Source organism: Streptomyces sp. JLBT605 (genome assembly GCF_058215555.1).
This window is the reverse complement of the sequence record NZ_CM177087.1, coordinates 813,467-837,298: the sequence shown is the minus strand read 5'-3', so window position 1 is coordinate 837,298 and position 23,832 is coordinate 813,467. Positions and strand designations below refer to the sequence as shown.

The 23,832-nt window shown below is 73.9% G+C and carries 22 protein-coding genes; 12 read left to right on the top strand and 10 right to left on the bottom strand.

Going from position 1 to position 23,832, the window contains the following annotated elements; translation table 11 throughout:
- Nucleotides 1-126 precede the first annotated feature (126 nt).
- A complete protein-coding gene (locus AC4BDD_RS03920) occupies nt 127-1,374 on the top strand; it encodes a cytochrome P450 family protein (RefSeq protein ID WP_490689560.1) in 1,248 nt (415 codons plus the stop codon).
- Nucleotides 1,367-2,347, top strand: a complete 981-nt coding sequence (locus AC4BDD_RS03915; RefSeq protein ID WP_490689559.1) for an L-tyrosine/L-tryptophan isonitrile synthase family protein — start codon at nt 1,367-1,369, stop codon at nt 2,345-2,347. Before AC4BDD_RS03920 ends, AC4BDD_RS03915 begins: the two co-directional genes overlap by 8 nt.
- Here AC4BDD_RS03915 and AC4BDD_RS03910 read toward each other — a convergent pair.
- Genes AC4BDD_RS03910 through AC4BDD_RS03900 form a run of 3 tightly spaced genes read right to left on the bottom strand, consistent with a single transcriptional unit; the run spans nt 2,344 to nt 5,363 of the window.
- Nucleotides 2,344-3,219 carry an ABC transporter ATP-binding protein gene (locus AC4BDD_RS03910; RefSeq protein WP_490689558.1) on the bottom strand — a complete coding sequence of 292 codons (876 nt, stop codon included), beginning with the start codon at nt 3,217-3,219 and terminating at the stop codon, nt 2,344-2,346. The two genes, AC4BDD_RS03915 and AC4BDD_RS03910, sit on opposite strands and share 4 nt — an antisense overlap.
- The gene (locus AC4BDD_RS03905) at nt 3,216-4,259 is read right to left on the bottom strand and encodes a FecCD family ABC transporter permease (RefSeq protein ID WP_490691646.1); all 1,044 of its coding nucleotides are present in this window, start codon (nt 4,257-4,259) and stop codon (nt 3,216-3,218) included. Before AC4BDD_RS03905 ends, AC4BDD_RS03910 begins: the two co-directional genes overlap by 4 nt.
- A gap of 51 nt (nt 4,260-4,310) precedes the next feature.
- Nucleotides 4,311-5,363, bottom strand: coding sequence for an ABC transporter substrate-binding protein (locus tag AC4BDD_RS03900; protein WP_490689557.1), 1,053 nt, complete (start codon nt 5,361-5,363; stop codon nt 4,311-4,313).
- Between the two features lie 164 nt (nt 5,364-5,527).
- Here AC4BDD_RS03900 and AC4BDD_RS03895 point away from each other — a divergent pair, with 164 nt between their 5' ends.
- The gene (locus AC4BDD_RS03895; RefSeq protein WP_490689556.1) at nt 5,528-6,265 is read left to right on the top strand and encodes a PIG-L deacetylase family protein; all 738 of its coding nucleotides are present in this window, start codon (nt 5,528-5,530) and stop codon (nt 6,263-6,265) included.
- On the opposite strand, the gene AC4BDD_RS03890 is transcribed toward AC4BDD_RS03895, so the two are convergent.
- Together AC4BDD_RS03890 and AC4BDD_RS03885 are read right to left on the bottom strand one after the other, a co-directional pair.
- Entirely contained in the window at nt 6,255-7,541 is a 1,287-nt protein-coding gene (locus AC4BDD_RS03890; RefSeq protein WP_490689555.1) for a PP2C family protein-serine/threonine phosphatase, read from the bottom strand. The two genes, AC4BDD_RS03895 and AC4BDD_RS03890, sit on opposite strands and share 11 nt — an antisense overlap.
- Before the next feature lie 157 nt (nt 7,542-7,698).
- The gene (locus AC4BDD_RS03885; RefSeq protein WP_490689554.1) at nt 7,699-8,928 is read right to left on the bottom strand and encodes a glycoside hydrolase family 18 protein; all 1,230 of its coding nucleotides are present in this window, start codon (nt 8,926-8,928) and stop codon (nt 7,699-7,701) included.
- A 359-nt stretch (nt 8,929-9,287) separates the two neighbouring features.
- Here AC4BDD_RS03885 and AC4BDD_RS03880 point away from each other — a divergent pair, with 359 nt between their 5' ends.
- Complete coding sequence (locus AC4BDD_RS03880) at nt 9,288-10,460, top strand: acyl-CoA dehydrogenase family protein (protein WP_490689553.1); 1,173 nt, start codon at nt 9,288-9,290, stop codon at nt 10,458-10,460.
- Nucleotides 10,461-10,584: 124 nt separating this feature from the next.
- On the opposite strand, the gene AC4BDD_RS03875 is transcribed toward AC4BDD_RS03880, so the two are convergent.
- A complete protein-coding gene (locus tag AC4BDD_RS03875; protein WP_490689552.1) occupies nt 10,585-10,965 on the bottom strand; it encodes a hypothetical protein in 381 nt (126 codons plus the stop codon).
- Nucleotides 10,966-11,238: 273 nt separating this feature from the next.
- Between AC4BDD_RS03875 and AC4BDD_RS03870 the strand changes: the two genes are divergently transcribed.
- The 5 genes from AC4BDD_RS03870 (at nt 11,239) to fxsA (ending at nt 17,369) form a co-directional block, all read left to right on the top strand.
- Complete coding sequence (locus AC4BDD_RS03870) at nt 11,239-11,679, top strand: Lrp/AsnC family transcriptional regulator (RefSeq protein WP_490689551.1); 441 nt, start codon at nt 11,239-11,241, stop codon at nt 11,677-11,679.
- A gap of 22 nt (nt 11,680-11,701) precedes the next feature.
- Nucleotides 11,702-13,366, top strand: a complete 1,665-nt coding sequence (locus AC4BDD_RS03865; RefSeq protein WP_490689550.1) for an amidohydrolase — start codon at nt 11,702-11,704, stop codon at nt 13,364-13,366.
- Nucleotides 13,367-14,009: 643 nt separating this feature from the next.
- Nucleotides 14,010-15,860 carry an apolipoprotein N-acyltransferase gene (gene lnt, locus AC4BDD_RS03860; protein ID WP_490689549.1) on the top strand — a complete coding sequence of 617 codons (1,851 nt, stop codon included), beginning with the start codon at nt 14,010-14,012 and terminating at the stop codon, nt 15,858-15,860.
- Between the two features lie 113 nt (nt 15,861-15,973).
- Entirely contained in the window at nt 15,974-16,717 is a 744-nt protein-coding gene (locus tag AC4BDD_RS03855; protein WP_490691645.1) for a polyprenol monophosphomannose synthase, read from the top strand.
- A 70-nt stretch (nt 16,718-16,787) separates the two neighbouring features.
- Complete coding sequence (fxsA, locus tag AC4BDD_RS03850) at nt 16,788-17,369, top strand: FxsA family membrane protein (protein WP_490689548.1); 582 nt, start codon at nt 16,788-16,790, stop codon at nt 17,367-17,369.
- Nucleotides 17,370-17,590: 221 nt separating this feature from the next.
- Here fxsA and AC4BDD_RS03845 read toward each other — a convergent pair whose 3' ends face one another.
- Together AC4BDD_RS03845 and yczE are read right to left on the bottom strand one after the other, a co-directional pair.
- Nucleotides 17,591-17,965 (bottom strand): RNA polymerase-binding protein RbpA, encoded by a 375-nt coding sequence (locus AC4BDD_RS03845; protein ID WP_197992350.1) that lies wholly within the window; start codon nt 17,963-17,965, stop codon nt 17,591-17,593.
- Between the two features lie 304 nt (nt 17,966-18,269).
- A complete protein-coding gene (gene yczE, locus AC4BDD_RS03840) occupies nt 18,270-18,899 on the bottom strand; it encodes a membrane protein YczE (RefSeq protein WP_490691644.1) in 630 nt (209 codons plus the stop codon).
- Nucleotides 18,900-19,186: 287 nt separating this feature from the next.
- On the opposite strand from yczE, the gene AC4BDD_RS03835 reads away from it, so the two are divergent.
- The gene (locus tag AC4BDD_RS03835; protein WP_490689547.1) at nt 19,187-20,704 is read left to right on the top strand and encodes an SCO1417 family PLP biosynthesis transcription factor; all 1,518 of its coding nucleotides are present in this window, start codon (nt 19,187-19,189) and stop codon (nt 20,702-20,704) included.
- Here AC4BDD_RS03835 and AC4BDD_RS03830 read toward each other — a convergent pair.
- Together AC4BDD_RS03830 and AC4BDD_RS03825 are read right to left on the bottom strand one after the other, a co-directional pair.
- Complete coding sequence (locus AC4BDD_RS03830) at nt 20,692-22,293, bottom strand: hypothetical protein (protein WP_490689546.1); 1,602 nt, start codon at nt 22,291-22,293, stop codon at nt 20,692-20,694. The genes AC4BDD_RS03835 and AC4BDD_RS03830 overlap by 13 nt on opposite strands.
- A 1-nt stretch (nt 22,294) precedes the next feature.
- Nucleotides 22,295-22,489, bottom strand: coding sequence for a hypothetical protein (locus AC4BDD_RS03825; RefSeq protein ID WP_490689545.1), 195 nt, complete (start codon nt 22,487-22,489; stop codon nt 22,295-22,297).
- A 199-nt stretch (nt 22,490-22,688) separates the two neighbouring features.
- On the opposite strand from AC4BDD_RS03825, the gene AC4BDD_RS03820 reads away from it, so the two are divergent.
- On the top strand, nt 22,689-23,102 hold the full coding sequence (locus AC4BDD_RS03820) for an ankyrin repeat domain-containing protein (protein ID WP_490689544.1): 414 nt from the start codon (nt 22,689-22,691) through the stop codon (nt 23,100-23,102).
- A gap of 259 nt (nt 23,103-23,361) precedes the next feature.
- The gene (locus AC4BDD_RS03815) at nt 23,362-23,820 is read left to right on the top strand and encodes a peroxiredoxin (RefSeq protein WP_490689543.1); all 459 of its coding nucleotides are present in this window, start codon (nt 23,362-23,364) and stop codon (nt 23,818-23,820) included.
- The last annotated feature ends 12 nt before the right edge of the window (nt 23,821-23,832 follow it).

The following is a 23,832-nucleotide window of genomic DNA, read 5'->3' as shown; positions in this document are numbered from 1 at the left end:
CCATCGCCCGGCCACGCCCGGATCCCGCGCGCGCCGGTGACGAACACCGGTGCGGACGCCCGGGAACTCAGCCGCGCCGCCATCCGACTCCTTGTGCGGACCACGACCCCGAGGAGACTGCACGCCGTGTCCCAGCCCGACCCGATCCCGTTGTCCGGCCGCGCGTACAAACGCGATCCCTACCCGCTGTACGAGCGGCTGCGCGCCGCCGGTCCCATCCACCGGGTGCGCTTCCCCAGCGGTGTCGACGCCTGGCTGGTCACCGGCCACCAGGCCGCCGTGAAGACCCTCGCCGACCCCCGGCTGGGCAAGAACCACGACCTGGGCAACGATCGCTGGCGCGAACACGCCTCGATCATGCCCGAGCCCCAGCACTCCCAGCTCCAGGTCCATCTGCTGCACCAGGACCCGCCCCGGCACACCATGATGCGCCGCCTGGTCCTCGACGCCTTCGCCGCGCGCCGCGTCGAAGCGCTGCGCCCCCGCTTCCAGGAGATCGCCGACGCGCTGGTGGACTCCATGCCCGCCGTCGGCGAGGCGGCCGGCACCGACCTGGTGCGGTGCTTCGCCGCCCGCTTCCCCTTCCAGGTGCTCGCCGAGGTCATCGGAGTGCCGCCGCGGCTGGCAGCCGCCTTCCGCCGCGAGTGGGGCAAGGTCGTCCAGCCGGTCGGCCCGCACGATCCGCGGCGCGCGGAGTACGAGGCGCTGCTGCGCGGACTCCAGGGCTACATCGCCGAGGTGGTCGCGGCCAAGCGCGAGGAGCCGGCGGACGACCTGCTCGGCAGGCTGGTCGCCGGCTGCGACGCGGGCGAGCTGACCCCGCAGGAGCGGGATTCCATGGTCTTCCAGCTGCTGGTCGCCGGGCAGGAGCCGGTCACCAACCAGATCACCACCGCGCTGCTGACGCTCTTCCGCCACCCAGGCGCGCTGGACCGGCTGCGCACCGACCCGGAGGTGCTGCCGCGGGCGGTCGAGGAACTGCTGCGGTACGACTCCGCGTTCGAGCTCACCACCTGGCGCTTCCTCGCCGAGGACGACGAACTGCACGGCACCCGGGTCCCGGCCGGTGACTCGGTGATCGTCTCGCTGTGCGCGGCCAACCGCGACCCGGCGCGCTTCACCGAGCCGGACACCCTCGACTTCGACCGCGCCGAGGGCTCCCACCTCGCCTTCGGACACGGCATCCACTTCTGCCCCGGCGCCGCGCTCGCCCGGATCGAACTCCAGATCGCCATCGGGACGTTGATCGCGCGCCTTCCCGCGCTGCGGCTCGCCGTGCCCGCCGAGGAGATCGAGTGGATCCCCGCGGTCCTGGGCCGGGGCACCAACCAGCTGCCCGTCCACTACGACCGGACGGCCCGTGCCGATGACTGACACCATGACCTCCACCGCGACCTCCCCTGCGACCGGCGGTGCCGCGGAGCAAGTCACCGCCCGCGTCCTGGAGCTGCTGCTGCCGCACCGCCGCTCGGCGACCCCCGGCGGCCCCGGCCACCATCTGGACCACCACCCGGACCTCCGCGCGGACCACCCCGAACAGCTCCGCCAGATCGGCCGCTTCGTGCGCGCCGGGGAGCCGATCGTGTTCACCCTCCCCGGCTTCCCCTGCAAATCGCCCAACCCCGCCAAGGTGCTGGGCCATCTGCCGGACGAGGGCGAACGCCTCTCCCTGGCCTTCCTCGACGAGCTGTGCGCCCGGATCGGCACGTTCCACGCGCCCGGCGCCCGCATGGTCATCTGCTCCGACGGCCATGTCTTCGGCGACCTCATCCGGGTCCCCGACGCGCATATCGACGCCTACGGCGACGAGCTGCGCGCCATGATCCGACAGGAGGGCTTCGACCACCTGACCACCCTCGACCTGCGCGACATCTTCGGCGACCTGGGGTACGACGAGAAGCGCGCCCTGGTCGACGTCGGATACGCCCCCTCCGTCGAGGCCCTGCGCGCCCAGGTCCGTACCGACGAGGACACCCTGCGGCTGTACCGCGGCATCACCCGCTTCCTGGTCGAGGACTCCGCCGGATTCACCGGCACCCGTTCGGCGCTCCAGCGTGAATGCCGGGCCCGCGCCTACGAGGTCATCGCGCGCAGCCGTGCCTGGGGCGCGCTGATCGCCGCGCACCGCCCACGATCGGTACGGCTGTCGATCCACCCGCAGCGGCCCGGCTCGGCGAAGTTCGGCATACGGCTGCTGGACTCGGCCGACGTCTGGGCCACCCCCTGGCACTCCGCGGTGCTGCGCGGAGCCGACGGCTCCACCCGGCTGATGCGGCGCGCGGACGCGGAGCGGCTCGGGCGGCTGGTGCACCGGGCCGGCCGTCCGAGCCACTTCGAGGAACGCTAGGCCCGGTCCCGTCCCGCCGGTGCCTGAGCGGCCGAGGCCACCGGCCCTGGCTCGGGCACTGGCCCCGGCCCCAGCCCCGGCTCCGGCTCCGGGTCCCTGGCGGTGGCCCGGTGGTCGAAGGCGATCAGCGGGTCACCGGTCAGCGGGTGTTCCACGACGGCCGCCCGCACCCCGAAGACCTCGGCGATCAGCGGGGGAGTGAGCACCTCACGGGGGGTCCCGGAGGCCACCACCGTGCCCCCGTGCAGCACATGCAGCCGGTCGCACACCGAGGCGGCCGCGTTGAGATCGTGCAGCGCCAGCAGCGTCGTACGGCGCTGCCGGCGCAGCAGCGTCAGCAGCTCCACCTGATGGAGCACGTCCAGGTGGTTGGTGGGTTCGTCCAGCACCAGCACCTGGGGGTCCTGGGCGAGCGCGCGGGCCAGCAGCACCCGCTGCCGCTCCCCGCCGGAGAGCGCCGAGAACCGCCGCCACTGCCGGTCGCCGTCCATGCCGACCTGGGCCAGCGCCCGGCCGATCACCGCCCGGTCGCCCTCGTCGTCGCCGGCGAACGCCCGCTTGTGGGGCGTACGGCCCATCGTCACCACATCGCGTACCGTCAGCTCGAAGTCGCTGCCGCGCTCCTGAGGCAGCGCGGCGACGCGCCGGGCGGATTCCACCGCGGACAGCTCCCGCAGGTCCGTGCCGCCCACCAGCACCCGGCCGGCGTGCGGCGCGAGATGGCGGTAGACGGTGCGCAGCACGCTGGACTTGCCGCTGCCGTTGGGCCCGACGAGCCCCGCGATCTCGCCCTCCCTGGCGATCAGCCGCACCCCGCTGACCACGGTCCGCCCGGACAGCGCCACGGCCAGGTCCTCGATGTCGATCCTCATGGCCGCTCCAGACGCCGGTCGAGCAGATACAGCAGGGCGGGGGCGCCGATCAGCGAGGTGACCACGCCCACCGGCAACTCCTGGTCGTCCAGCGCCGTCCGGGCCACCAGGTCGACCACCACCAGCAGCACCGATCCGGCGAGCGCGGAGACGGGCAGCAGGCGGCGCATGTCGCCGCCGACCACCAGCCGGCAGGCGTGCGGCACCATCAGTCCGACGAAGCCGATCGACCCGGAGACCGAGACCAGCACTCCGGTCAGCACGCTGGTCACCACGAACAGCTCCCGGCGCAGCCGGGCGACGCGCACCCCCAGGCCCGCCGCGGTCTCGTCGCCCATCAGCAGGGCGTTGAGCGCGCGGGCCCGGGCCTGGAGCGCGAGCAGGCCCGCCGCCACCGCCGCGGTGGGCACCGCCAGGGTCTCCCACTGCGCGCCGCCCAGGTTGCCCATCAGCCAGAACAGCGCACCGTGGGTCTGCTGCTCGTCCCCGGCCTGGAGCACCAGGTAGTGGGTGAAGCCGGAGAGGAACTGGCCGATGCCCACCCCCGCGAGCACCAGGCGCAGCGGGGAGAACCCCCCGCCCCGCCGGGCGATCGCCCACACCAGGGCGAAGGACGCCAGCGCGCCCGCGAACGCGGCCGCCGACAGCCCGAGCCCCAGCACCCCGCCCGCTCCGGCGCCGAGCACGATCGCCGCGACCGCGCCCAGCGAGGCCCCCGAGGAGACCCCGAGCAGATACGGGTCGGCCAGCGGGTTGCGGACCAGCGCCTGCACGGCGGTGCCGACCAGACCGAGCCCGGCGCCGACCACCGCGGCCAGCAGGGCGCGCGGCAGCCGCAGCTGCCAGACGATCAGGTCCATGGTGCCGGGGGCCGGTTCGCGTCCGGTGACCCCGCGGGCGACGGCCGACCACACGTCCCGCAGGGGGACGTCGGTGGAGCCGAGGGAGACCGCGGCCACCAGGGCGGCGACGAGCGCCACACCCAGTACCGCGGCGACCAGCCCCGGCCGCGCCTCGCGGGCGCGGGCCTCCCGCGGCACATCCGCCGGCCCCTCCCCGGCGGCCGCTTCCCGGTGATCGACCTCGGCCACCTACTTCACCCGGTCCGGGTAGAGCGCGTGGGCGATGTCGCGCACCGTGTCGGCGCTGCGCACCCCGCCGATGGTGGTGCGCTGGGAGGTGACGCGCAGCAGGTGGCCCTCCTTGACCGCCTTCAGGCCCCTGGTGGCGGGGTTGTCCCGCAGGAACCCGGCGGCCTCGTCGAACGCCTTGGCGTTCGCCGCCTCGCTGCCCCGGTCCCGGACCCCGAGCTGGATCCAGTCCGGGTTCTTCGCCACCACGTCCTCCCAGCCCACCGGCTTGAAGTCGCCGTCGCAGCCGGCGAACACATTGCGCGCCCCGGCCATGGTGACGACCGCGTTGGCGACCTGCTTGCCGCACACCGCGATCGGCTGCCGGGTGCCCGCGTCGTAGTCGAAGAAGAAGTACGTCGGCCGCTTCGAGGCGGGCACGTCCGCGAGCGCCGACCGCACCGCGTCGGTCTTCTTCCGCATTCCGGCGACGAGTTCGCGGGCGCGCTCGGAGGTGCCGGTGAGCTTGCCGAGCTGCTCGATGTCCTCCTCCACGCCGGACAGGTCCACGCGCGGCCCCTTGGTCTTCTCGGCGCAGGCGGTGGAGCGCAGGTAGACGTGGTTGATCCCGGCCGCCTCGAACTCCTCGGCGCGGGGGCCCTCGGCGGCGCCGCCCATGTTCTTCATCGAGGCGAAGGTGTCGATGTACACGTCCGCACCGGAGCCGAGCAGGCGCTCCTTGGGAATCATCGTGCGCCCCAGCACCGGGACCTCGGCGGCACGGTCCGCGAACTGGGCGGGCATGGTGCCCTTGCCGGGCGGGAAGCCGGTGCCGATCACCTTGTCGCCCGCGCCGAGCCACATCAGCATCTCCAGGCTGGAGGCGTTGCTGGTGACGATCTTCTCCGGGGCCTTGCGGAAGGTCGTCTCCTTCCCGTCGCAGTCGCTGACCGTGACCGGGAAGCCGTGACCGGCCTTGCCCGACGCGTCGTCGGACGAGTCTTTGTCCCCGCCGCAGGCGGTGGCGGACAGGGCGACGGCGGCGAGGACACCGCACAACACGGATGAGCGCATGGGACTTCTCCTGGGGAACTCGTCGAACCCGCGGGCCGGCCTGCGCGGGCCCGGGCTCAGGTAGTCGGGCCAAGACCCCGTCCGGTTCCCGCGACTTCCCGCCGAATGCCGCGCCGGACCGCTTACGCTGCACGCGTGCGGATCATGATCATGGAGGAGGACCGATGAGCACCGAGCAACTCGCCCCGATGCCCACCGACTGGCAGCGCGCCCTGGCGATCGTCGCGCACCCGGACGACCTGGAGTACGGCGCGTCCGCGGCGATCGCCGGCTGGACCGACGAGGGCCGCGAGATCGCCTACCTGCTGGCCACGGTCGGCGAGGCGGGGATCGACGGCATCGCCCCGGAGGAGTGCGGACCCCTGCGCACCCGAGAGCAGCTGGCCAGCGCTGCGGAGGTCGGGGTCACCTCGGTGGAGTTCCTCGGGCACCGCGACGGAGTGATCGAGTACGGCACGGCGCTGCGCCGTGACTTCGCCGCCGCGATCCGCCGCCACCGGCCGGAGCTGGTGATCACCCTCAACCACCACGACACCTGGGGCGGTGTCGCCTGGAACACCCCGGACCACCGGGCGGTGGGCCGGGCGGTGCTGGACGCGGTCGGCGACGCCGGCAACCGCTGGATCTTCCCCGAACTCCTCACCGAGGAGGGGCTTCAGCCGTGGAACGGGGTGCGGCACGTCGCGATCGCCGGCTCCCCGCGGCCCACCCACGCGGTCGACGCGAGCGCCGGCACCGAGCGTGCGGTGCGCTCGCTGCTGGCCCACCGCACCTACATCGAGGCGCTCACCGACGAGGAGCCGGAGGCGTACTGCCGCACCTTCCTCAGCGGCACCATGCGGGCCGCCGCGGAGCGGTTCGGCGGGCGTCCGGCGGTGGCCTTCGAGGTGTTCAGCCGCTGACCGTACGGCCGGCGACCCCGGCGCCGGGGCCCGTGGTCCCTCCGCGGGCCCGGGTGGCGCCGGCCCGGGTGGCGCCTCCTTCGCCGGCCCGGGCGGTGTCCCGCTCGCTGTCCTGGGCGCCGGTCCTGTCCGCGTCCGGGCGGGTGCGCTCCATGATCAGCGCGGCGGCGTCGTCCTGGAGCCGGCCCCCGGTGTGGGCGTCCAGGTCGGCCCGCAGCCGGGCCAGCAGCTCCGGGGTCGGCAGTGCGGACCAGCCGCTGAGCCGGTCCGCCAGCGGATAGAAGGAGCCGTCCGGCGCCCGGGCCTCGGTCACCCCGTCGGTGCAGGTGAACAGCCGTGCGTCGGCCGGGAGCGTGACCCGCTGCACGGTGCGGGGCCGCTCCGCCAGCTCGCCCAGGCCCAGCGGCAGCCCGCGTTCGGCCGGGTCCAGCTCGGTGACGGTCCCGTCCGCCTCGATGAGATACGGGGCGAGGTGCCCGCAGTCCACGAAGGCCAGCGGCACGCTCCGCCCGCCGGGCGGCGGCGCCCGGTCGTCCACCGCGAAGACCGTCGCGGTCACGAACCGCTCCTCGGCCGGCCCGCCGTCGCCCTCCGCCGCCAGACCGTCCTCGGCGGCCGCCGAGGAGGCGTAGCGGCGCAGCCCGTGCTCCATCGCGGCCACCCCGTCCTGAAGGTCGCGCCGGTAGTACGCGGCCTCGCGGAAGGCGGTGAGCACGGCGGCCCCGGCGCCCAGCGTGCGCAGCCCCTTGCCCTGCACGTCGCCGATCAGCACCCGGGTTCCCCACGGGGTCTCCAGGACCTCGTAGATGTCCCCGCCGACCAGCGCGTCCTCCTGCGAGGAGACGTAGAAGCCGTCCACCGTCACCTCCCTGCTGCGCAGCGGCAGCCCGCGCAGCAGGGCGCGTTGCGACGCCTCGCCGGTGACCCGCAGCCGCTCCAGCAGTGCGTCCCGATCCCGCAGCAGCCGGGCGACGATGACGCTCACCCCGGTCAGCATGAGATTGCCGAGGACGGCGGAGACCTTGTTCAGGGCGCGCGGGTCGTCCGGCGCCGCCGCGACCAGCCCGGCCATGGCCGCGAAGTCGATGGCGGCGACCACGATCGCCTGCCGGTAGCTGCACAGCGCCGCGGCCACCAGCGGGGCGACCGCGGCGTACACGTCGAGCCGGAACGCCTGCGGGGTGAGCCGGTCGATGGTGGTGATCAGGGCGATGTACGCGAGCAGCGCCACGAAGATGCTGTTCGAGAAGGGGCGGGCGCGAACCCTGGACGGCACCGCGGTGGAACCTCCGCGTCCGGGGACGGGTCACCTTCAGGCTCGCACGCCCGCCGCCGCCCGGCGACCGGGCTGCCGGCGACCGCGGGACCGCCACACGGCGCCGCGGGGAGTCCGGCCCCCCGGCTCGCCGCGGCCCTGTCCGGGGCGGAAACCCCTACCGGATCGCCTTGATCAGTTCACCGTCCGCGGTGTCGCCGCTGAGCTCCCAGAAGAAGGTGCCGCCCAGGCCCTGCCGCTCCCTGTAGCTCATCTTCCCGGCGATGGTCTGCGGGGTGTCGTAGCTCCACCACTGGTCGCCGCAGAGGGCGTAGGCCGTGCCCGCGACCGTCCCGGTGGCAGGGCAGCGGGTCTTGAGGACCTTGTAGTCCTCGATGCCGGCCTCATAGCTGCCGGGCGCCGCGCCGGTCGCGGTTCCGCCCGGCGCCGCCTGCGTCACCCCGCTCCAGCCCCGGCCGTAGAAGCCGATGCCCAGCAGCAGCTTCTCCGCGGGGACGCCCAGGGACTTGAGCTTGCTGATGGCGGCGTCGGAGGTGAAGCCCTGCCGCGGGATGCCGTCGTAGGAGGTGAGCGGGGAGTGCGGGGCGGTGGGGCCCTTCGCCTCCCAGGCGCCGAAGAAGTCGTACGTCATCGGGTTGTACCAGTCGACGTAACGAGCCGCGCCCGCGTAGTCGGCCGCGTCGATCTTGCCGCCGTCCGAGGCGTCCGCCGTGATGGCCGAGGTGACGAGATCGGAACCGAACTTCTCGCGCAGCGCCGCCAGCAGATTCCGGTAGGCGTCCTTGCCGCTGGTGTCGCAGGTGCTGCCGCAGGCGTTGGGGTACTCCCAGTCGATGTCGATGCCGTCGAAGACATCGGCCCAGCGCGGGTCCTCCACCAGGTCGCGGCAGGACTGGGCGAAGGCGGCCGGGTTCTTCGCGGCCTCGCCGAACCCGGACGACCAGGTCCAGCCGCCGAAGGACCAGATCACCTTCAGGCCCGGGTGCAGCTTCTTGAGCTTGCGCAGCTGGTTGAAGTTGCCGCGCAGCGGCTGGTCCCAGTTGTCGGCCACGCCGTCGACGCTCTGGTCCGCGGTGTACGCCTTCTCGTGGTCGGCGTAGGAGTCGCCGATGGTGCACTTGCCGCCCTGGACGTTTCCGAAGGCGTAGTTGATGTGGGTGAGCCGGTCCGCCGAGCCGGAGGTCTCGATGTTCCTGACGTGGTAATTCCGCTGGTAGACACCCCAGTTGGTGAAGTATCCGACGACCTTCTCCCCGGCCGCGGCGGTGTCTTCGCCCGCCGGCGCGGCCGACTGGCCGGCCGAGGCGGGGCCGGTGAGCAGTACGGCGGCCAGCACCGCCGTACACAGGGCCGCGAGGGCGGCGAGCACCCGGCGTGGTCCGATCATTTCAGTCTCCTCGTGGGGGTGGGAGAGTGGAGAGACGTGGGGGGACGCCGCCCGCGCCGGGAGTTGACATGAACGCGAGGAGCGTTGCGGGAAACCGTAGAAGGACTAGACCAGTACGGTCAATGGTTCGAACCAATCCGGCAGTGCGCCGCCCCCGCAGTCCCGGCCGGCCGCCGACAGCAAGATCATCAGGCCGGTGACGGGACGCCGCTGATCGGGCATACTCCAACCGCCACAGCCACAAGACGTCGCCGACCGAGACCCGGCCGGAGATGATCGGCTGGGCCAGCAGTCGACCGGCGGCGCCGCCACACCCAGGACCGCGCCGTCCAGCGCCCGACAGGGAGGAGAGCGTCGTTATGTCCGAGCACGGCCGAGAGCCGGTGGAGCGTCAGCTGCCCACCGAGGAAGCCCGCGACCTCATCGCACTCGTACGCGAGGTGGCCGACCGGGAGATCAGGCCGAGGGCCGCCGAGGAAGAGGCCGCCGGGCATTTCCCGCGCCCCCTGTTCAAGCTGCTCTCCGAATCCGGCCTGCTCGGCCTGGTCTACCCGGAGGAGTTCGGCGGCGGCGAGCAGCCGTACGAGGTCTACCTCCAGGTCCTCGAAGAGCTCGCCGCGGCCCGCCTCACCGTGGGGCTGGGCGTGAGCGTGCACACCCTGGCCTGCCACGGACTGGCCAACTTCGGCAGCAAGGAGCAGCGGGCCGAACACCTGCCGGCCATGCTGGGCGGCGGTCTGCTCGGCGCCTACTGCCTCTCCGAGCCGTCCTCCGGCTCCGACGCCGCCAGCCTGCGCACCCGCGCCGTGCGGGACGGCGACGACTGGGTGCTGAACGGCACCAAGTCGTGGATCACCCACGGCGGCATCGCGGACTTCTACACCGTCATCGCCCGCACCGGCGGCGAGGGCCCGCGCGGCATCACCGCCTTCCTGGTGCCCGGCGACGCGCCCGGTCTCTCCGCCGCGGCCCCTGAACGCAAGATGGGGATGAACGGCTCGCCCACCGCGCAGCTCAACTTCGACGGCGTGCGGATCCCCGACGCCCGCCGCCTCGGCGACGAGGGCCAGGGCTTCACCGTCGCCCTCTCCGCGCTCGACGCCGGCCGGCTGGGCATCGCCGCCTGTGCCATCGGCGTCGCCCAGGCCGCCCTGGACGAGGCGCTCGCCTACACCGCCGAGCGCCGCCAGTTCGGCCGGCCGATCGCCGACTTCCAGGGCCTGCGCTTCATGCTGGCCGACATGGCCACCCAGATCGAGGCGGGCCGCGCCCTCTACCTGGAGGCCGCGCGCCGCCGCGACGCGGGGCTGGCCTACTCCAAGCAGGCCGCGATGGCCAAGCTGTTCTGCACCGACGCCGCGATGCGCGTCACCACCGACGCCGTGCAACTGCTCGGCGGATACGGCTACACCGCCGACTTCCCGGCCGAGCGCCTGATGCGCGAGGCCAAGGTGCTGCAGATCGTCGAGGGCACCAACCAGATCCAGCGGGTCGTCATCGCCCGCCAGATCGCAGGACCGGAAAGCCGCTGATTCAGGGCCCCCGGCCGGGCACGGCCCCCGTGACCGTGCCCGGATCCGGTCGCCGAACCCGGGCGCCGGACCCGCTGCCGAAGACGCCGCCGGGGACGTTCGGGTTCGGTGCGGCGGCCGCCGTCTAGGAGTCGCTGCGGCCGGCGCGGCGCATGGCCGGCACGCGCATCGGCCGCGAGCCGGGGCCGCCGATGTGCGAGAAGGGCTGGGTCCGCCAGTCCAGGCTCTCCGGCAGGGTCAGCAGCAGCGCGGCGTCCTGCTCCTGGGCGCCGGGGGTGTCGTCCGCGGCCGCGGCCTCCGCCGCCGCCCGCCCCGTGCCGGGGCAGACCGTGAGCCCGAAGGGGTTCCACGGGGAGGGGCACAGCGCGTGCTCCGGCAGGACGTCCTCGTCCGCCAGCAGCGCGATCGGCCGTGCGCAGTCCGGGCAGGTGACCCGGAACATCTCGTAGGTCTCGTAGGTATCGCTGTCGCCTTCGTCGAGTTCGAGGCGCTCAGGAATGGGCATGTCGTTCTCCCCCTCGGGTGGGCCGGGAGGCGCTGCCGCCTCGACCACAGCAAGCATTTCCCGCCGCGCCGTGTGGGTAATCGCGGCGCTCCGCAGGACACTGGTCACGGGGAATGTGTCGTTCGTCACATGCCTGGTGCAGGTGCGGGGGAAGCGGCCCCAGCGCCGTCTCACGCGCGGCGGGCCGGGCGGTGCGGGTCGTCGCCGGGGCGCACCCCGGCGACGCTTTTCCGGCTGTGCCGGACCGGCCCCGACCCCATAAGGTGATCCGCTGTGGAGGAGCTCGACAGACAGATCGTGGAACTGCTCGTCAAGGACGGGCGGATGAGCTACACCGACCTGGGCAAGGCCACCGGCCTGTCCACCTCGGCGGTGCATCAGCGCGTCCGCCGTCTCGAACAGCGAGGAGTCATCCGCGGTTACGCCGCCGTGGTGGACCCGGAGGCCGTCGGCCTGCCCCTCACCGCGTTCATCTCGGTCAAACCCTTCGACCCCAGCGCGCCCGACGACATCTCGGACCGGCTCGCCGACGTCCCGGAGATCGAGGCGTGCCACAGCGTGGCGGGCGACGAGAACTACATCCTCAAGGTGCGCGTCGCCACCCCGCTGGAGCTGGAGCACCTGCTGACCCGGATCCGCTCCCAGGCCGGGGTCTCCACCCGCACCACCGTGGTGCTGTCCACTCCGTACGAGGCCCGCCCCCCGCGGGTGTGACCTCCCAGACGACACTGGATCCATGACCGATCGGACCATCCCCCCTGCCCACGGCGCCCCCGGCGCCCCGGCCCCGGGCGAGGAGAGCCCCCGCTCCGTGCTGCTGCGCGGCGGCGAGGTGCACAGCCCCGCCGACCCCTTCGCCACCGCCATGGTGGTCGAAGGAGGCACCGTCGCCTGGGTGGGATCCGAGGGCGCGGCGGACAGCTTCGCCGACGGCGTCGACGAGGTTCTCGACCTCGGCGGTGCGCTGGTCACCCCGGCGTTCACCGACGCCCATGTGCACGCCACCTCCACCGGCCTCGCCCTTACCGGTCTGGACCTCACCCGGGCCCGCACCCTGCCCGAGGCACTGGAACTGGTCCGCGCCCACGCCGCCGCCCGGCCCGACGAACCGGTGCTTCTCGGCCACGGCTGGGACGCCACCCGCTGGCCCGAGCGGCGGCCCCCCTCCCGCGCGGAGCTGGACCAGGCCACCGGCGGTCGCCCCCTCTACCTCTCCCGCATCGACGTGCACTCCGCCGTCGCCACCACCGCGCTGCTCGACCTGGTGCCCGGCATCCTCGACCGGCCCGGCTTCCACCCCGACGCCCCGCTGACCACCGCCGCGCATCACGCGGTGCGGGCCGTGGCGTTCGCCGGGATCAGCCCGGCCCAGCGCGCCGCCGCGCAGCGTGCCGCGCTGGACCGCGCCGCCTCGCTGGGCATCGGCTCCCTCCACGAGTGCGCCGGCCCGGAGATCTCCAGCGAGGACGACTTCACCGGCCTGCTGGAGCTCGCCGCGAGCGCCCCCGGCCCCCGGGTGGTGGGCTACTGGGCGGAGGCCGCCACCTGCGCCGCCGACCTCGACCGGGTGCGCGACCTCGGCGCGCTGGGCGCCGCGGGCGATCTGTTCGTGGACGGCGCGCTCGGCTCGCACACCGCCTGCCTGCACGAGCCGTACGCCGACGCCACCCACACCGGCACCGCCTACCTGGACGCGGCCGCCGTCGGCGCCCATGTCACCGCCTGCACCGAGGCCGGCCTCCAGGCCGGCTTCCACGCCATCGGCGACGCCGCCGTCAGCGCGGTGATCGAGGGCGTCCGGGCCGCCGCCGACCGGCTCGGCCTCGCCCGGGTCCGGGCCGCCCGGCACCGGGTGGAGCACGCGGAGATGCTCAGCCCCGAGGCCATCGCCGCCTTCGCCGAACTCGGCCTCACCGCCTCCGTGCAGCCCGCCTTCGACGCCGAGTGGGGCGGCGAGGAGGGGATGTACGCGCAGCGGCTGGGCCGGGAGCGGGCCCGCACCCTCAACCCGTACGCGGCCCTGCTGCGCGCCGGCGTCCCGCTGGCCCTCGGCTCCGACAGCCCGGTCACCCCCCTCGACCCCTGGGGCACGGTCCGCGCCGCCGCCTTCCACCGGACCCCCGAGCACCGGATCTCGGTGCGCGCCGCCTTCACCGCCCACACCCGCGGTGGCTGGCGCGCGATCGGCCGGGACGACGCGGGCGTCCTGGTGCCCGGCGCACCCGCCGACTACGCGATCTGGCAGACCGGCGACCTGGTGGTCCAGGTCCCGGACAGCCGGGTCGCCAACTGGTCCACCGATCCGCGCTCGGGCACCCCCGGGCTGCCCGATCTCACCCCGGGCGCCCCGCTGCCGGTCTGCCTGCGCACGGTGGTGGCCGGCCGCACCGTCTTCGGCTGACCAGGCATCTCCGGTGACCCGGCCCTCTCCGGCGGGCACCCTCCTCAGCCGAACGGGTGAGGAGGGTGGCTCGCGGTACCGCCGAACGATGCCTTGGACGCCCGGCGTGGCAGCTGAACACCGTCCGTACTGACCTGCTCGTTTGAGGAAACGGCGCAGGTCATGCGGGTGTTGACAGCAAGCGGGCGACGGCCGGTAGGTTCGGCCGGGTCCACCACCAATGACGTCCGGCCGGGCAGTCTCCACGCAGTCGTCGAACGCCGCTGGGCCACGGGGTGGCGTGCCGCGCAGGTGCGCCGCCGCTGGGAGCCAGGTCCAGCGCACGGGGGCGAGGGAGGGCTCGCCAGGCCGGCAGGTGCGACCCGGGTCGGGCCCGGACGCTCAGTAGACAACGGCTTTCGGTCGACCCGCAGCCAGCGGGCCCCAGGTCGGCCCGAAGAGCGCCGGGCCCCGATCCGCAGTCCCGGGGTATCCGCTGTCGTCGGTCCCGGGGTATCCGCTCTCGCCGGTTCCGGGGGATCCGTTCTCGCCCGGTCACAGAACCCGTCCCCTCCGGGCACGCTTCGGCCACCTCGGGGACACATCCGGCGCGCCGCGTTGTACCGTCACCTCACCAGCCCATGACCTGAGGAAGGCCGCGACCGTGCCATCGGGACCCGATACCACCGCCGAGGCAGCGCCCGGAGGCCCGGCCGACCCGCCCGCCGACCCGTCCCGGGCCGCGGAGCCGGACAGCCCGGCGGCCGACGCCCCGGGCGCCCCGGCCGCGTCGACGGCGTCCACGGCCGGGACAGAGGCGGCAGGGGCACAGGAGGCCGCTGAGGCACCGGAGGCAGCCGACGTGCCCGCGGCGTCGGACGCGCCGCTGGCGGCCGGCCAGGGCGCCGCACGGCCGACCCGGCGGGAGCGGCTCGCGGGCTTCGCGCGCCGGGAGTGGCGGCGCAGCGCGCTGGCCGCACTCAGCGGCGTCTTGCTGGGCCTCGCCTTCCCGCCGTACGGACTGTGGCCGCTGTCGCTGGTCGCGGTCGCGGCGCTGAGCCTGCTGACCCGGGACCGCACCGGACGGCAGGGCGCGTGGACGGGCTTCATGTTCGGGGTGCCGTTCTTCGTGGTGCTGCTGAAGTGGCTGCATGTCGTCGGCTGGGACGCGGTGATCGGCCTCTCGCTGATCCAGGCCCTCTTCCTGGTGCCGATGGGCGCCGCCCTCGCGCTCACCTCCCGGCTGCCCGGCTGGCCGCTGTGGGGTGCCTGCCTGTGGGTCGCGCAGGAGTGCGCCCGCGACCGGACACCGTTCGGCGGCTTCCCCTGGGGCCGGCTGGCCTTCGCCAACACCGGGTCGCCGTACACCCCGCTGGCCGCGCTGGGGGGCGCTCCGCTGGTCACCTTCGCCGCCGCGCTGACCGGCACCCTGCTGGCCGCCGCCGCGCTCGCCGCGTGGCGGGTCCGCCGGGCCCGCTCGGAGCCGCGGGCCGAGCCGGTCGGCCCGCGCCGCCCGGTGGCGCTGCCGGCCGTGGGGGCACTCGCCCTGGCCGCCGCCGTGACGGCAGCGGGATACGCCGTGCCGGTGCCCACCGACGCCGATGACACCGTCGACATCGCGGTGATCCAGGGCAATGTGCAAAAGCCCGGGATGGACTTCCTCGGCCGCCCGTTGAAGATCCTCAACAACCATGTCGAGGCCACCCTGCGGCTGGCGAAGGACGTCGAGGAGGGCCGCAAGCCCAAGCCCGACCTGGTCATCTGGCCGGAGAACGCCTCCGACCTGGACCCCTACAAGTTCAGCGAGGCGTACGACCGGATCGACAAGGCGGTCCGGGCGATCGGCGTGCCGGTCCTGGTGGGCGCGCTCGTCGATCACCCCACCAAGGAGGGCTACGTCGAGAACCAGGGCATCGTGTGGGATCCGAAGTCCGGCCCCGGCGCCTCGTACACCAAGCAGCACCCGGTGCCCTTCGGCGAGTACGTGCCCTTCCGCGCGCAGCTGAGCAAGGTGATCAGCCGCCTCGATCGGGTGCCCCGGGACTTCTACCCCGGCGACCACACCGGCGTGCTCCAGGTCGGCCCGGCGCGGCTCGGCGACGTGATCTGCTTCGAGGTCGCGTACGACGGGATCGTCCGGGACACCGTCAAGGCCGGGGCCCGTGCCCTGGTCATCCAGACCAACAACGCCACCTACGGCCGCACCGGCCAGCCCGAGCAGCAGCTGGTGATGTCCAAGCTGCGGGCCATCGAGCACGGGCGGGCCGTGGTCACCGCGGCGCCCAGCGGTATCAGCGCGGTGGTCGCGCCGGACGGCACCGTGCTCCAGCGCACCGAGGAATTCACGCAGGACGTCCTCACCGCGAGCATCCCGCTGCGCGACGACCGCACCGTGGCCGACCGAGTCGGCGCCACACCCGAGTGGGTGCTCGCTATGGTGGGCGTTCTGTCCTGCGCGGCCGCGATCATGATCGGCCGTCGAGGACGAACGGACGAGAAGGGGCAGCATCCGTGAGCGACGCACGCGAGGCCGACGGGCCGCGCCGCAGCACGAACCGCGACGAATCGCCACAGGGGCGAGGCGGCGACCAGCCGAAGGCGGAGACCCAGGGGCGGAAGTACGGCCCGCTGGGCACCACCTTGGTGATCATTCCGACCTACAACGAGGCGGAGAACATCGAGCCGATCGTGTCCCGGGTGCGGTCCGCCGTGCCCGAGGCGCACGTCCTCGTCGCCGACGACAACAGCCCGGACGGCACCGGCAAGATCGCCGACGAGCTCGCGGCGGGGGACGACCAGGTCCACGTGCTCCACCGCAAGGGCAAGGAGGGCCTCGGCGCCGCCTACCTGGCCGGATTCCACTGGGGCATCGACAACGGCTACGGGGTCCTGGTCGAGATGGACGCCGACGGCTCGCACCAGCCCGAGGAGCTGCCCCGGCTGCTCACCGCCCTGAAGAACGCCGACCTGGTGCTCGGCTCGCGCTGGGTGCCCGGCGGCCGGGTGGTCAACTGGCCCAAGTCCCGGGAGTTCCTCTCCCGCGGCGGCAGCACCTATTCGCGGCTGATGCTGGACGTGCCGATCCGGGACGTCACCGGCGGCTTCCGGGCGTTCCGCAAGGAGACCCTGGAAGGGCTCGGCATGGACGAGGTCGCCTCCCAGGGCTACTGCTTCCAGGTCGACCTCGCCTGGCGCGCGATCAAGGCGGGCTTCCACGTCGTGGAGGTGCCCATCACCTTCGTGGAGCGGGAGCGCGGGGACAGCAAGATGAGCCGGGACATCGTCGCCGAGGCGCTGTGGCGGGTCACCTCCTGGGGCGTGGGCTCCCGGGTCGGCAAGGTGATGGGCCGCAAGCCCGAGCCTCCGCGCTAGCGGCCTGGGCGCGGAACGGGTGACCGGCCCTGGGGCGCGGCCCGGTCACCGGCCCAGGCACACTGGGGACATGACGACCGGCGCATCACAGCAGAGGTACCCCCGTCCCCGGCGCTCCCGCGCCCGCACCCTGGTGCCCCTGGGCATCGCGGCCTGGCTGGTGCTGGAGATCTGGCTGCTGACCGTGGTGGCGGACGCGGCCGGCGGGCTGACGGTCTTCCTGCTGCTGGTCGCGGGCGTGGTGCTCGGCGCGGTCGTGATCAAGCGGGCCGGGCGGCGCGCCTGGCAGTCGCTGACCGGGTCGCTGCAGGCCGGAGCGGCCCGCCCCGAGGGCCCCGGCCGGGACGAGCCGGGCCGGGGGAACACCCTGCCGATGCTCGGCGGGCTGCTGCTGATGATGCCGGGGCTGGTCTCCGACGCGGTGGCGCTGCTGTGCCTCTTCCCGCCGACCCGGGCGCTGCTGCACCGGTGGGCGGAGCGGTCGCTGGAGCGCCGGATGCGGTCCGCGGCGCCGGGCAGCGTGGGCGAGGCGTTCCAGCAGGCACGGATGCACCGGCCGGACGGCAGGGTCGTCCAGGGCGAGGTCATCCGGGACGACGAGCCGCGCGGCGAGGACCGGCCGCGCCGGGAGGACCCCCCGCTGCCGCGCTGATCCGCCTTCGCCCGGGTACGCCGGTGCCCGGGCGAAGCGCGCGCTGGCGCCGGGCCCGGCCGAGCCGGGACGGCGAGCCACGCGGGCGAGGGGCGGCAGCCGCGCCGGAGCGGACAGCCGAGCCGGCGGCGGCCGAGTCCGACCAGGGCGGAGAGAAGGCAGACGAGGGCCGGGGCCGCTGCGGTGCAGCGGCCCCGGCCCTCGTGAAATCGGTCTGCCGGTCAGGCAGACTTGCGGTTGTCTCGCGGGTGCACGGCGATGTTCATGGCACCGGAGCGCAGGACGGCCAGCCTCTCGGCCAGCACCTCCTCCAGCTCCTCGCGGGTGCGCCGCTCCATGAGCATGTCCCAGTGCGTACGCGCGGGCTTGCCCTTCTTCTCCTCGGGGCCATCGCCGTCCACCAGGAGCGCCGTGGCGCCGCAGGCCTTGCACTCCCACTCCGGCGGAATCTCCGCCTCTACCGAGAACGGCATCTCGAATCGATGGCCGTTCGGGCATGCGTACTCCACCGCCTGGCGCGGGGCCAGATCGATGCCGCGGTCGGTCTCGTAGCTGGTCACCACGAGTCGCGTGCCGCGAAGAGCTCGCTCACTCATGCTTCGTGCCTCCCGGGCTTGTCGCCCACAGGACAGGTGTCGCTGTCGTCGTCATCCGGTCAACGTCCGGTCGGCGGTGAAGATTCCCGTACTGGGACATGCGCCCACCCGTCGCCCACCACCGCCCTAGTCGGAGGCGCTGCGCGCCGTGCCTACCTACGTGCCGCCCCGTTGTTCTACCCACAGGCGCCCGGTTTGTCACATCTGGCAGCAGATGTCACCCAGCGTTTCCGGCGCTTTAGCGCGCAGTAACGGTCCGCCTGGCGGGTCAAGGGCGTACACTACCGCCCCGCATGCGCAAGCTCTAAATCCTGTCCTTCGTGGAGCTCTCCGGGGCCGCCTCCGAGGCCGCGGGCGAGGCGCTCTCCGGCTCTGTCTCGCCGCGTGCCACCACCGGCGACGGCGTGCCCTGCGGGGTGGGAATCTCGAAGAACCGCAGGAAGAACTGTGCCAGCGGTCCGATGGTCGCGGCGTACACCACCGTGCCCACCCCGACCGAGCCGCCGAGCAGGAAGCCGGTCGCCAGGACCGTGATCTCGATGCCGGTCCGCACCAGCCGGATCGACCTGCCGGTGCGGCGGTGCAGCCCGGTCATCAGCCCGTCCCGTGGTCCGGGGCCGAAACGCGCCGAGATGTACAGCCCGGTCGCCGCGCCGTTGAGCACGATGGCCGCGGCCAGCAGCGGAATCCGGACGGCCAGCGCCTCGATCTCCGGCATCAGCCACAGGGTGCCGTCCACCACCAGGCCGATCACCACCACATTGGACACGGTGCCCAGGCCGGGCCGCTGCCGTATCGGGATCCACAGCAGCAGTACCGCCGCGCCCACCACGATCGTCACGGTACCGAACGACAGCGAGGTGTGCTCGGTGATCCCCTGGTGGAAGACGTCCCACGGGTCCAGGCCCAGCGCGGCGCGCAGCTGCATCGCCATGCTTACCCCGTAGAGGACGAGGCCCGCGTAGAGCTGGACGACGCGCCGGGTGAGATGCCGCCTGCCGGGCGCCGGGGACGCCAGGGCCGCCGGGCTTGCTGGAGACGCCGGAGACGCCGGGGGCGCCGGGGAATCGGACAAAAGAACGCTCCTTTGATGCTCGCGACGTGCTCGGGTGGCACGGTGTCCGAGGGGGGTGACTGGTGGCAGTGGCCTGCAGCATGTCACTCTGGACCACAAGACCAGTCCAGTTCCATGGCCAATTCCAGGAAGGTGGACCGCAACTGATGAGTCCGTGGACCTCTGCGGTGGGCGCCCCCCAGCTCGCTCGCCTGTTGCAGTCGCAGCACACCCGCGAAGCCACCGCCCCGGCCGGCGGCCGTCGGCTCCCGGCCTACCGCGCGCTCGCGGACGGTGTGCGGCTCCTGGTGCTGGAGGGCCGGGTGCCCGTCGCGGCCCGGCTCCCGGCGGAGCGCGAGCTGGCCGCGGCCCTGAAGGTCAGCCGCACCACCGTCGCCGCCGCCTACGAGGCGCTGCGCGGCGAGGGATTCCTGGAGTCCCGGCGCGGGGCGGGGAGTTGGACCTCGGTGCCGGCCGGCCGTCCGCTGCCGGCGCGCGGCCTGGACCCGCTGCCGCCCGAGGCGGCCGGCTCCATCATCGACCTGGGATGCGCGGCGCTGCCCGCCCCCGAGCCGTGGCTGAGCCGCGCGGTCGGCGGCGCCATGGAGGAACTTCCCCCCTACGCCCGCACCCACGGCGACTACCCGGCCGGGCTGCCCGCGCTCCGGCAGGCCATCGCCGACCGGTACACCGCGCGCGGCGTCCCCACCATGCCCGAGCAGATCATGGTCACCACCGGCGGGATGGGAGCCGTCGCCGCCACCTGCCGGATGTTCGTGCGCCCCGGCGAGCGGGTCGCCGTCGAGTCCCCCTCCTACGCCAACGTCCTGCAGCTGATGCGCGAGGCCGGGGTGCGACTGGTCCCCGTCGCCATGGCCCCGCGCCTGAAGGGCTGGGACCTGCCGGCCTGGCGGCAGGTGCTGCGGGACGCCGCGCCCCGCATGGCGTACGTCATCGCCGACTTCCACAACCCCACCGGCGCGCTCGCCGACGACGAGCAGCGGCGCGAGCTGGTGGACGCGGCGCGCTCGGCCGGCACCGTCCTGGTCGCCGACGAGACCATGTCCGAGCTGTGGCTGGACGCCGACGAGCGGGCCGGTGCCGGGATGCCGCGTCCGGTCAGCTCCTTCGATCCGGCCGGCAGCACCGTGGTCACCGTCGGATCGGCCAGCAAGTCCTTCTGGGCGGGGCTGCGGATCGGCTGGGTGCGCGCCGCCCCCGAGGTCATCCGCAGCCTGGTCGCCGCCCGCGCCTACGTGGACCTGGGCACTCCGGTCCTCGAACAGCTCGCCGTCACCTGGCTGTTGAACACCGGCGGCTGGGACGCCGCCGTCGAACTGCGTCGCGGGCAGGCCCGGGAGAACCGGGACGCGCTCGTCCGCGCCGTCCAACGACACCTGCCCGAGTGGGAGTTCACCATCCCGCGCGGCGGACTGACCCTGTGGGCGCGCACCGGCGGGCTCTCCGGCTCGCGCATCGCGGAGGCGGGGGAGCGGCTGGGCGTGCGCGTGCCCTCCGGGCCGCGGTTCGGTGTGGACGGCGCCTTCGAGGGTTTCGTACGGCTGCCGTTCACCGTCGGCGGCACCCTGGCCGAGGAGGCCGCCGGCCGCCTCGCGGAGGCCGCCCGCCTGGTGGCGACCGGCGTCACCGCCGAGGTCGACCTGCCACGCAGCTACGTCGCCTGAACGGGCTTGGTCAGGCCCGGGCCCTCTGTCGCCTCCCCGGGTGGCCCGGGCGCGCGGCGCTCCACGCCCGGCCCGGCCGGGTCCGTGACCGGCGCCGCCGGACCCAGCGGGTCCGGGAGCAGCTCCAGCACGGCCTGCCGGAGCGGCTCCTCGATCGCCGGGTCGTACGGATCGGGGGTCGCCGGGACCTGGAGCCGGTGCACCGGACCGTTGCCCAGCCGGACATAGCCGCGCCCCGGCGGCACCTGGTGCGTCGGGGTGGTGTGCGGCGGGGCGCCCAGCACCGCGGTGACCAGCTCGTGTCCGGCGGCGCCGAGCACCACCCGGGCCCGGGTGTGGGACAGCACCTGATCGGCGAGCGCCTCGGCGCTGTCGCACTGGTCGGCCACCACCACCGAGACGTTCGCCGCCCGGCCGTGCCGCAGCGGCACCACCAGCAACTCCTGTGGATCGACGGGCTCTCCCCCCTGGCCTGCGGCGCCGGCCGCGGCGAGCTGGCTGAGCACCGAGGGCCGGTCCACCACGATCCACAGCGGGCGGTGCACCTCCTCCGGCGGCGTCTGACCGAGCTGCCGGGCGCGCTGGGCCGCGATCAGCCGGCGTTCGGTCTCGTGCGCGGCCCACTCCAGGGCAGCCCGGGTGCCGGCCGGACCGCTCTCCACCGCCAGTACCCCGCAGCGCCCGGCCAGGAAGTCGTAGTCGCCCGTCCCGCCGCCGTCCACCAGCAGCACCTCGCCGGAGTGCAGGGCCTGGAGGGTGATGGACCGCAGCAGGGTCGTCGTCCCGCTGCCGGACGGCCCGAGTACCAGCAGATGCGGCTCGCCGGAGCGCGGCCCGGTGCGCCAGACCACCGGCGGCGCGTCCCGGATCACCATCCCGCCCTGGCCGTCCGCCGCGCTGACCGGCAGGGTGCGGTCCACCTCGCCCGGGTCGGTGAAGCCGAGCACCGTCTCGCCCGGCGCGGTGACGAAGCGCTGCGCCCCGATGTCGGTGGGCAGCGGCGGCAGCACGCTCACCGTCAGCCGGTTCCCCTCCTCGTCCCACTCGAAGAGGTACTCCCGGCCGCGCCCCGACTTCGCGTACAGCAACTGCTCGACACGCGCCCGGGACTCCGGCTCGCCGTCGGTGAAGTACGCCGGGTAGCGCAGCCGCAGCAGGGTCGGCCGGCCCTGCTCGTCGAAGGCGTAACCGTCGAAGACCTCCGACCACTCGCCGCCGAACCGGTAGAGCGCGCCGGCGTCTTCCGGCGCCCGGAAGTACGGCACCAGCGCGTCGTAGAGCGCCTGCAGCCGCGTCGCCTCGGCCGGAGCCGGACCCGGGGCGGTGGCCGGCCGGGCCCGCCCCGCCCAGCCGGCCGCGCCCATCAGGCCGATCAGCGCGAGCAGCGGCCCGTAGGGGATGACGGCGAGGGCGAACACGCCCGCCGTGACCAGGAACAGCAGGCGGCCGCGGTGCTCCTTCGGGGCGCGCGCCCAGCCGCGCCGCGCCCTCGTCGCCAGCTGCCGTAAACCCCGGGAGACGGTCATCAGCGGATGCAGCACATCGGTGGCACCGTCGGTCAGGGTGCGCGGGAGTGGTCGGCGGAGCACGTCAGATCTTGATCCCGCCCAGCATGGTGGCCAGGCTGGCGCCGCCGGCCTTGATGCTCGGTGCGATGGCGGTGTTGGCCAGGTAGAAGCCGAACAGGGCGCAGACGATCAGGTGGGACGGTTTCAGCCCGTCCTTGCGGAAGAAGAGGAAGACGATCACGCCGAGCAGGACGACTCCTGAGATGGAAAGGATCATGTCGGTTCTCCTGGCTGGTCGAGATGGCTGCCAGTTACCAGCAGTGGTATCACGATCACAGCATGTATCCATCTGGGCGAAGTCGCAAATGGTCGGCTTTGTTCGGAATTCGGCTTCCGCGCCGCCGGGTGCCGAGCCCGGGTCGTCACATAGCGGTCGAGGGCCTCCCCGCGGCCGCCCGGATACGTAGGGTGGGGCCATGAACGATGCGAACGCCGAGACCGAGCCCGCGCACGACCCCGAGGTGCTCCAGCTGGCCGCGAAGGTCTTCGATCTCGCCCGGCATGGCGACACCGACACCCTGGCCGCCTATGTGGACGCCGGCGTGCCGGCGAACCTCACCAACGACAGGGGCGATTCACTGATCATGCTCGCCGCCTACCACGGGCATGCCGCCACCGTGGCGGCGCTGCTGGACCGCGGCGCCGATCCCGACCGGGCCAACGACCGGGGCCAGACGCCGCTCGCCGGCGCGGTGTTCAAGGCCGAGGACGAGGTGGTCCGGCTGCTGGTCGAGCACGGCGCCGACCCGAGCGCCGGCACGCCGACCGCGATCGAGACGGCAGGCATGTTCGGCCGCCAGGACCTGCTGGACCTCTTCGCCGGCAAGTGAGCCGGGGCCCGTACCGCCACGGCGATCCGGCAAGGCCAGGCCGTCGACCCCGCCGCCTGCGCGCGGGCCCTGCGCGAGCGCGCGGGATTCCGCGCGCGGCTGCGCCCGCGGCCGGGCGGCGCCGAACGGGCTGCCGCTGGGCCCGCAGTGCGTGGTCCGGCCTGGCGCCGACGAGCGCTGCCGGCCTGGCGCCCGGCGTCGCCGCCGCCCTCTCCGCCCCGGCGACCGTGCCACGCTGACGCCCGGTACGTTGGCGGCCATGAACATCGGTGATCTGGTCGACGACTTCTCCCTGCCGGATGAGACGGGCACCCAGCGCACGCTCAGCGGGTTTCTGGAGCAAGGCCCGGTGGTGCTCTTCTTCTACCCCGCGGCCATGACGCCCGGCTGTACCAAGGAGGCATGCCACTTCCGGGACATCGCCGGGGAGTTCCGCGCGCTGGGCGCGCTGCCGGTCGGGATCAGCGGGGACCCGGTGGCCAAGCAGGCGGAGTTCGCCGGACGGCACGGCTTGGGCTATCCGCTGCTCTCCGACCCCGAGGGGACCGTACGCGGGCGCTTCGGCGTCGCCCGGCAGCTCGCGGCGCTCCCCACCAAGCGCGTCACCTTCGTCATAGGCACCGACCGGCGGGTGGTGGAGATCGTGAAGAGCGAGATCCGGATGAGCGTCCACGCCGACAAGGCGCTCGCCGCGCTGCGCGCCATCCGGTCGGCCTGACCGCGAGAACCA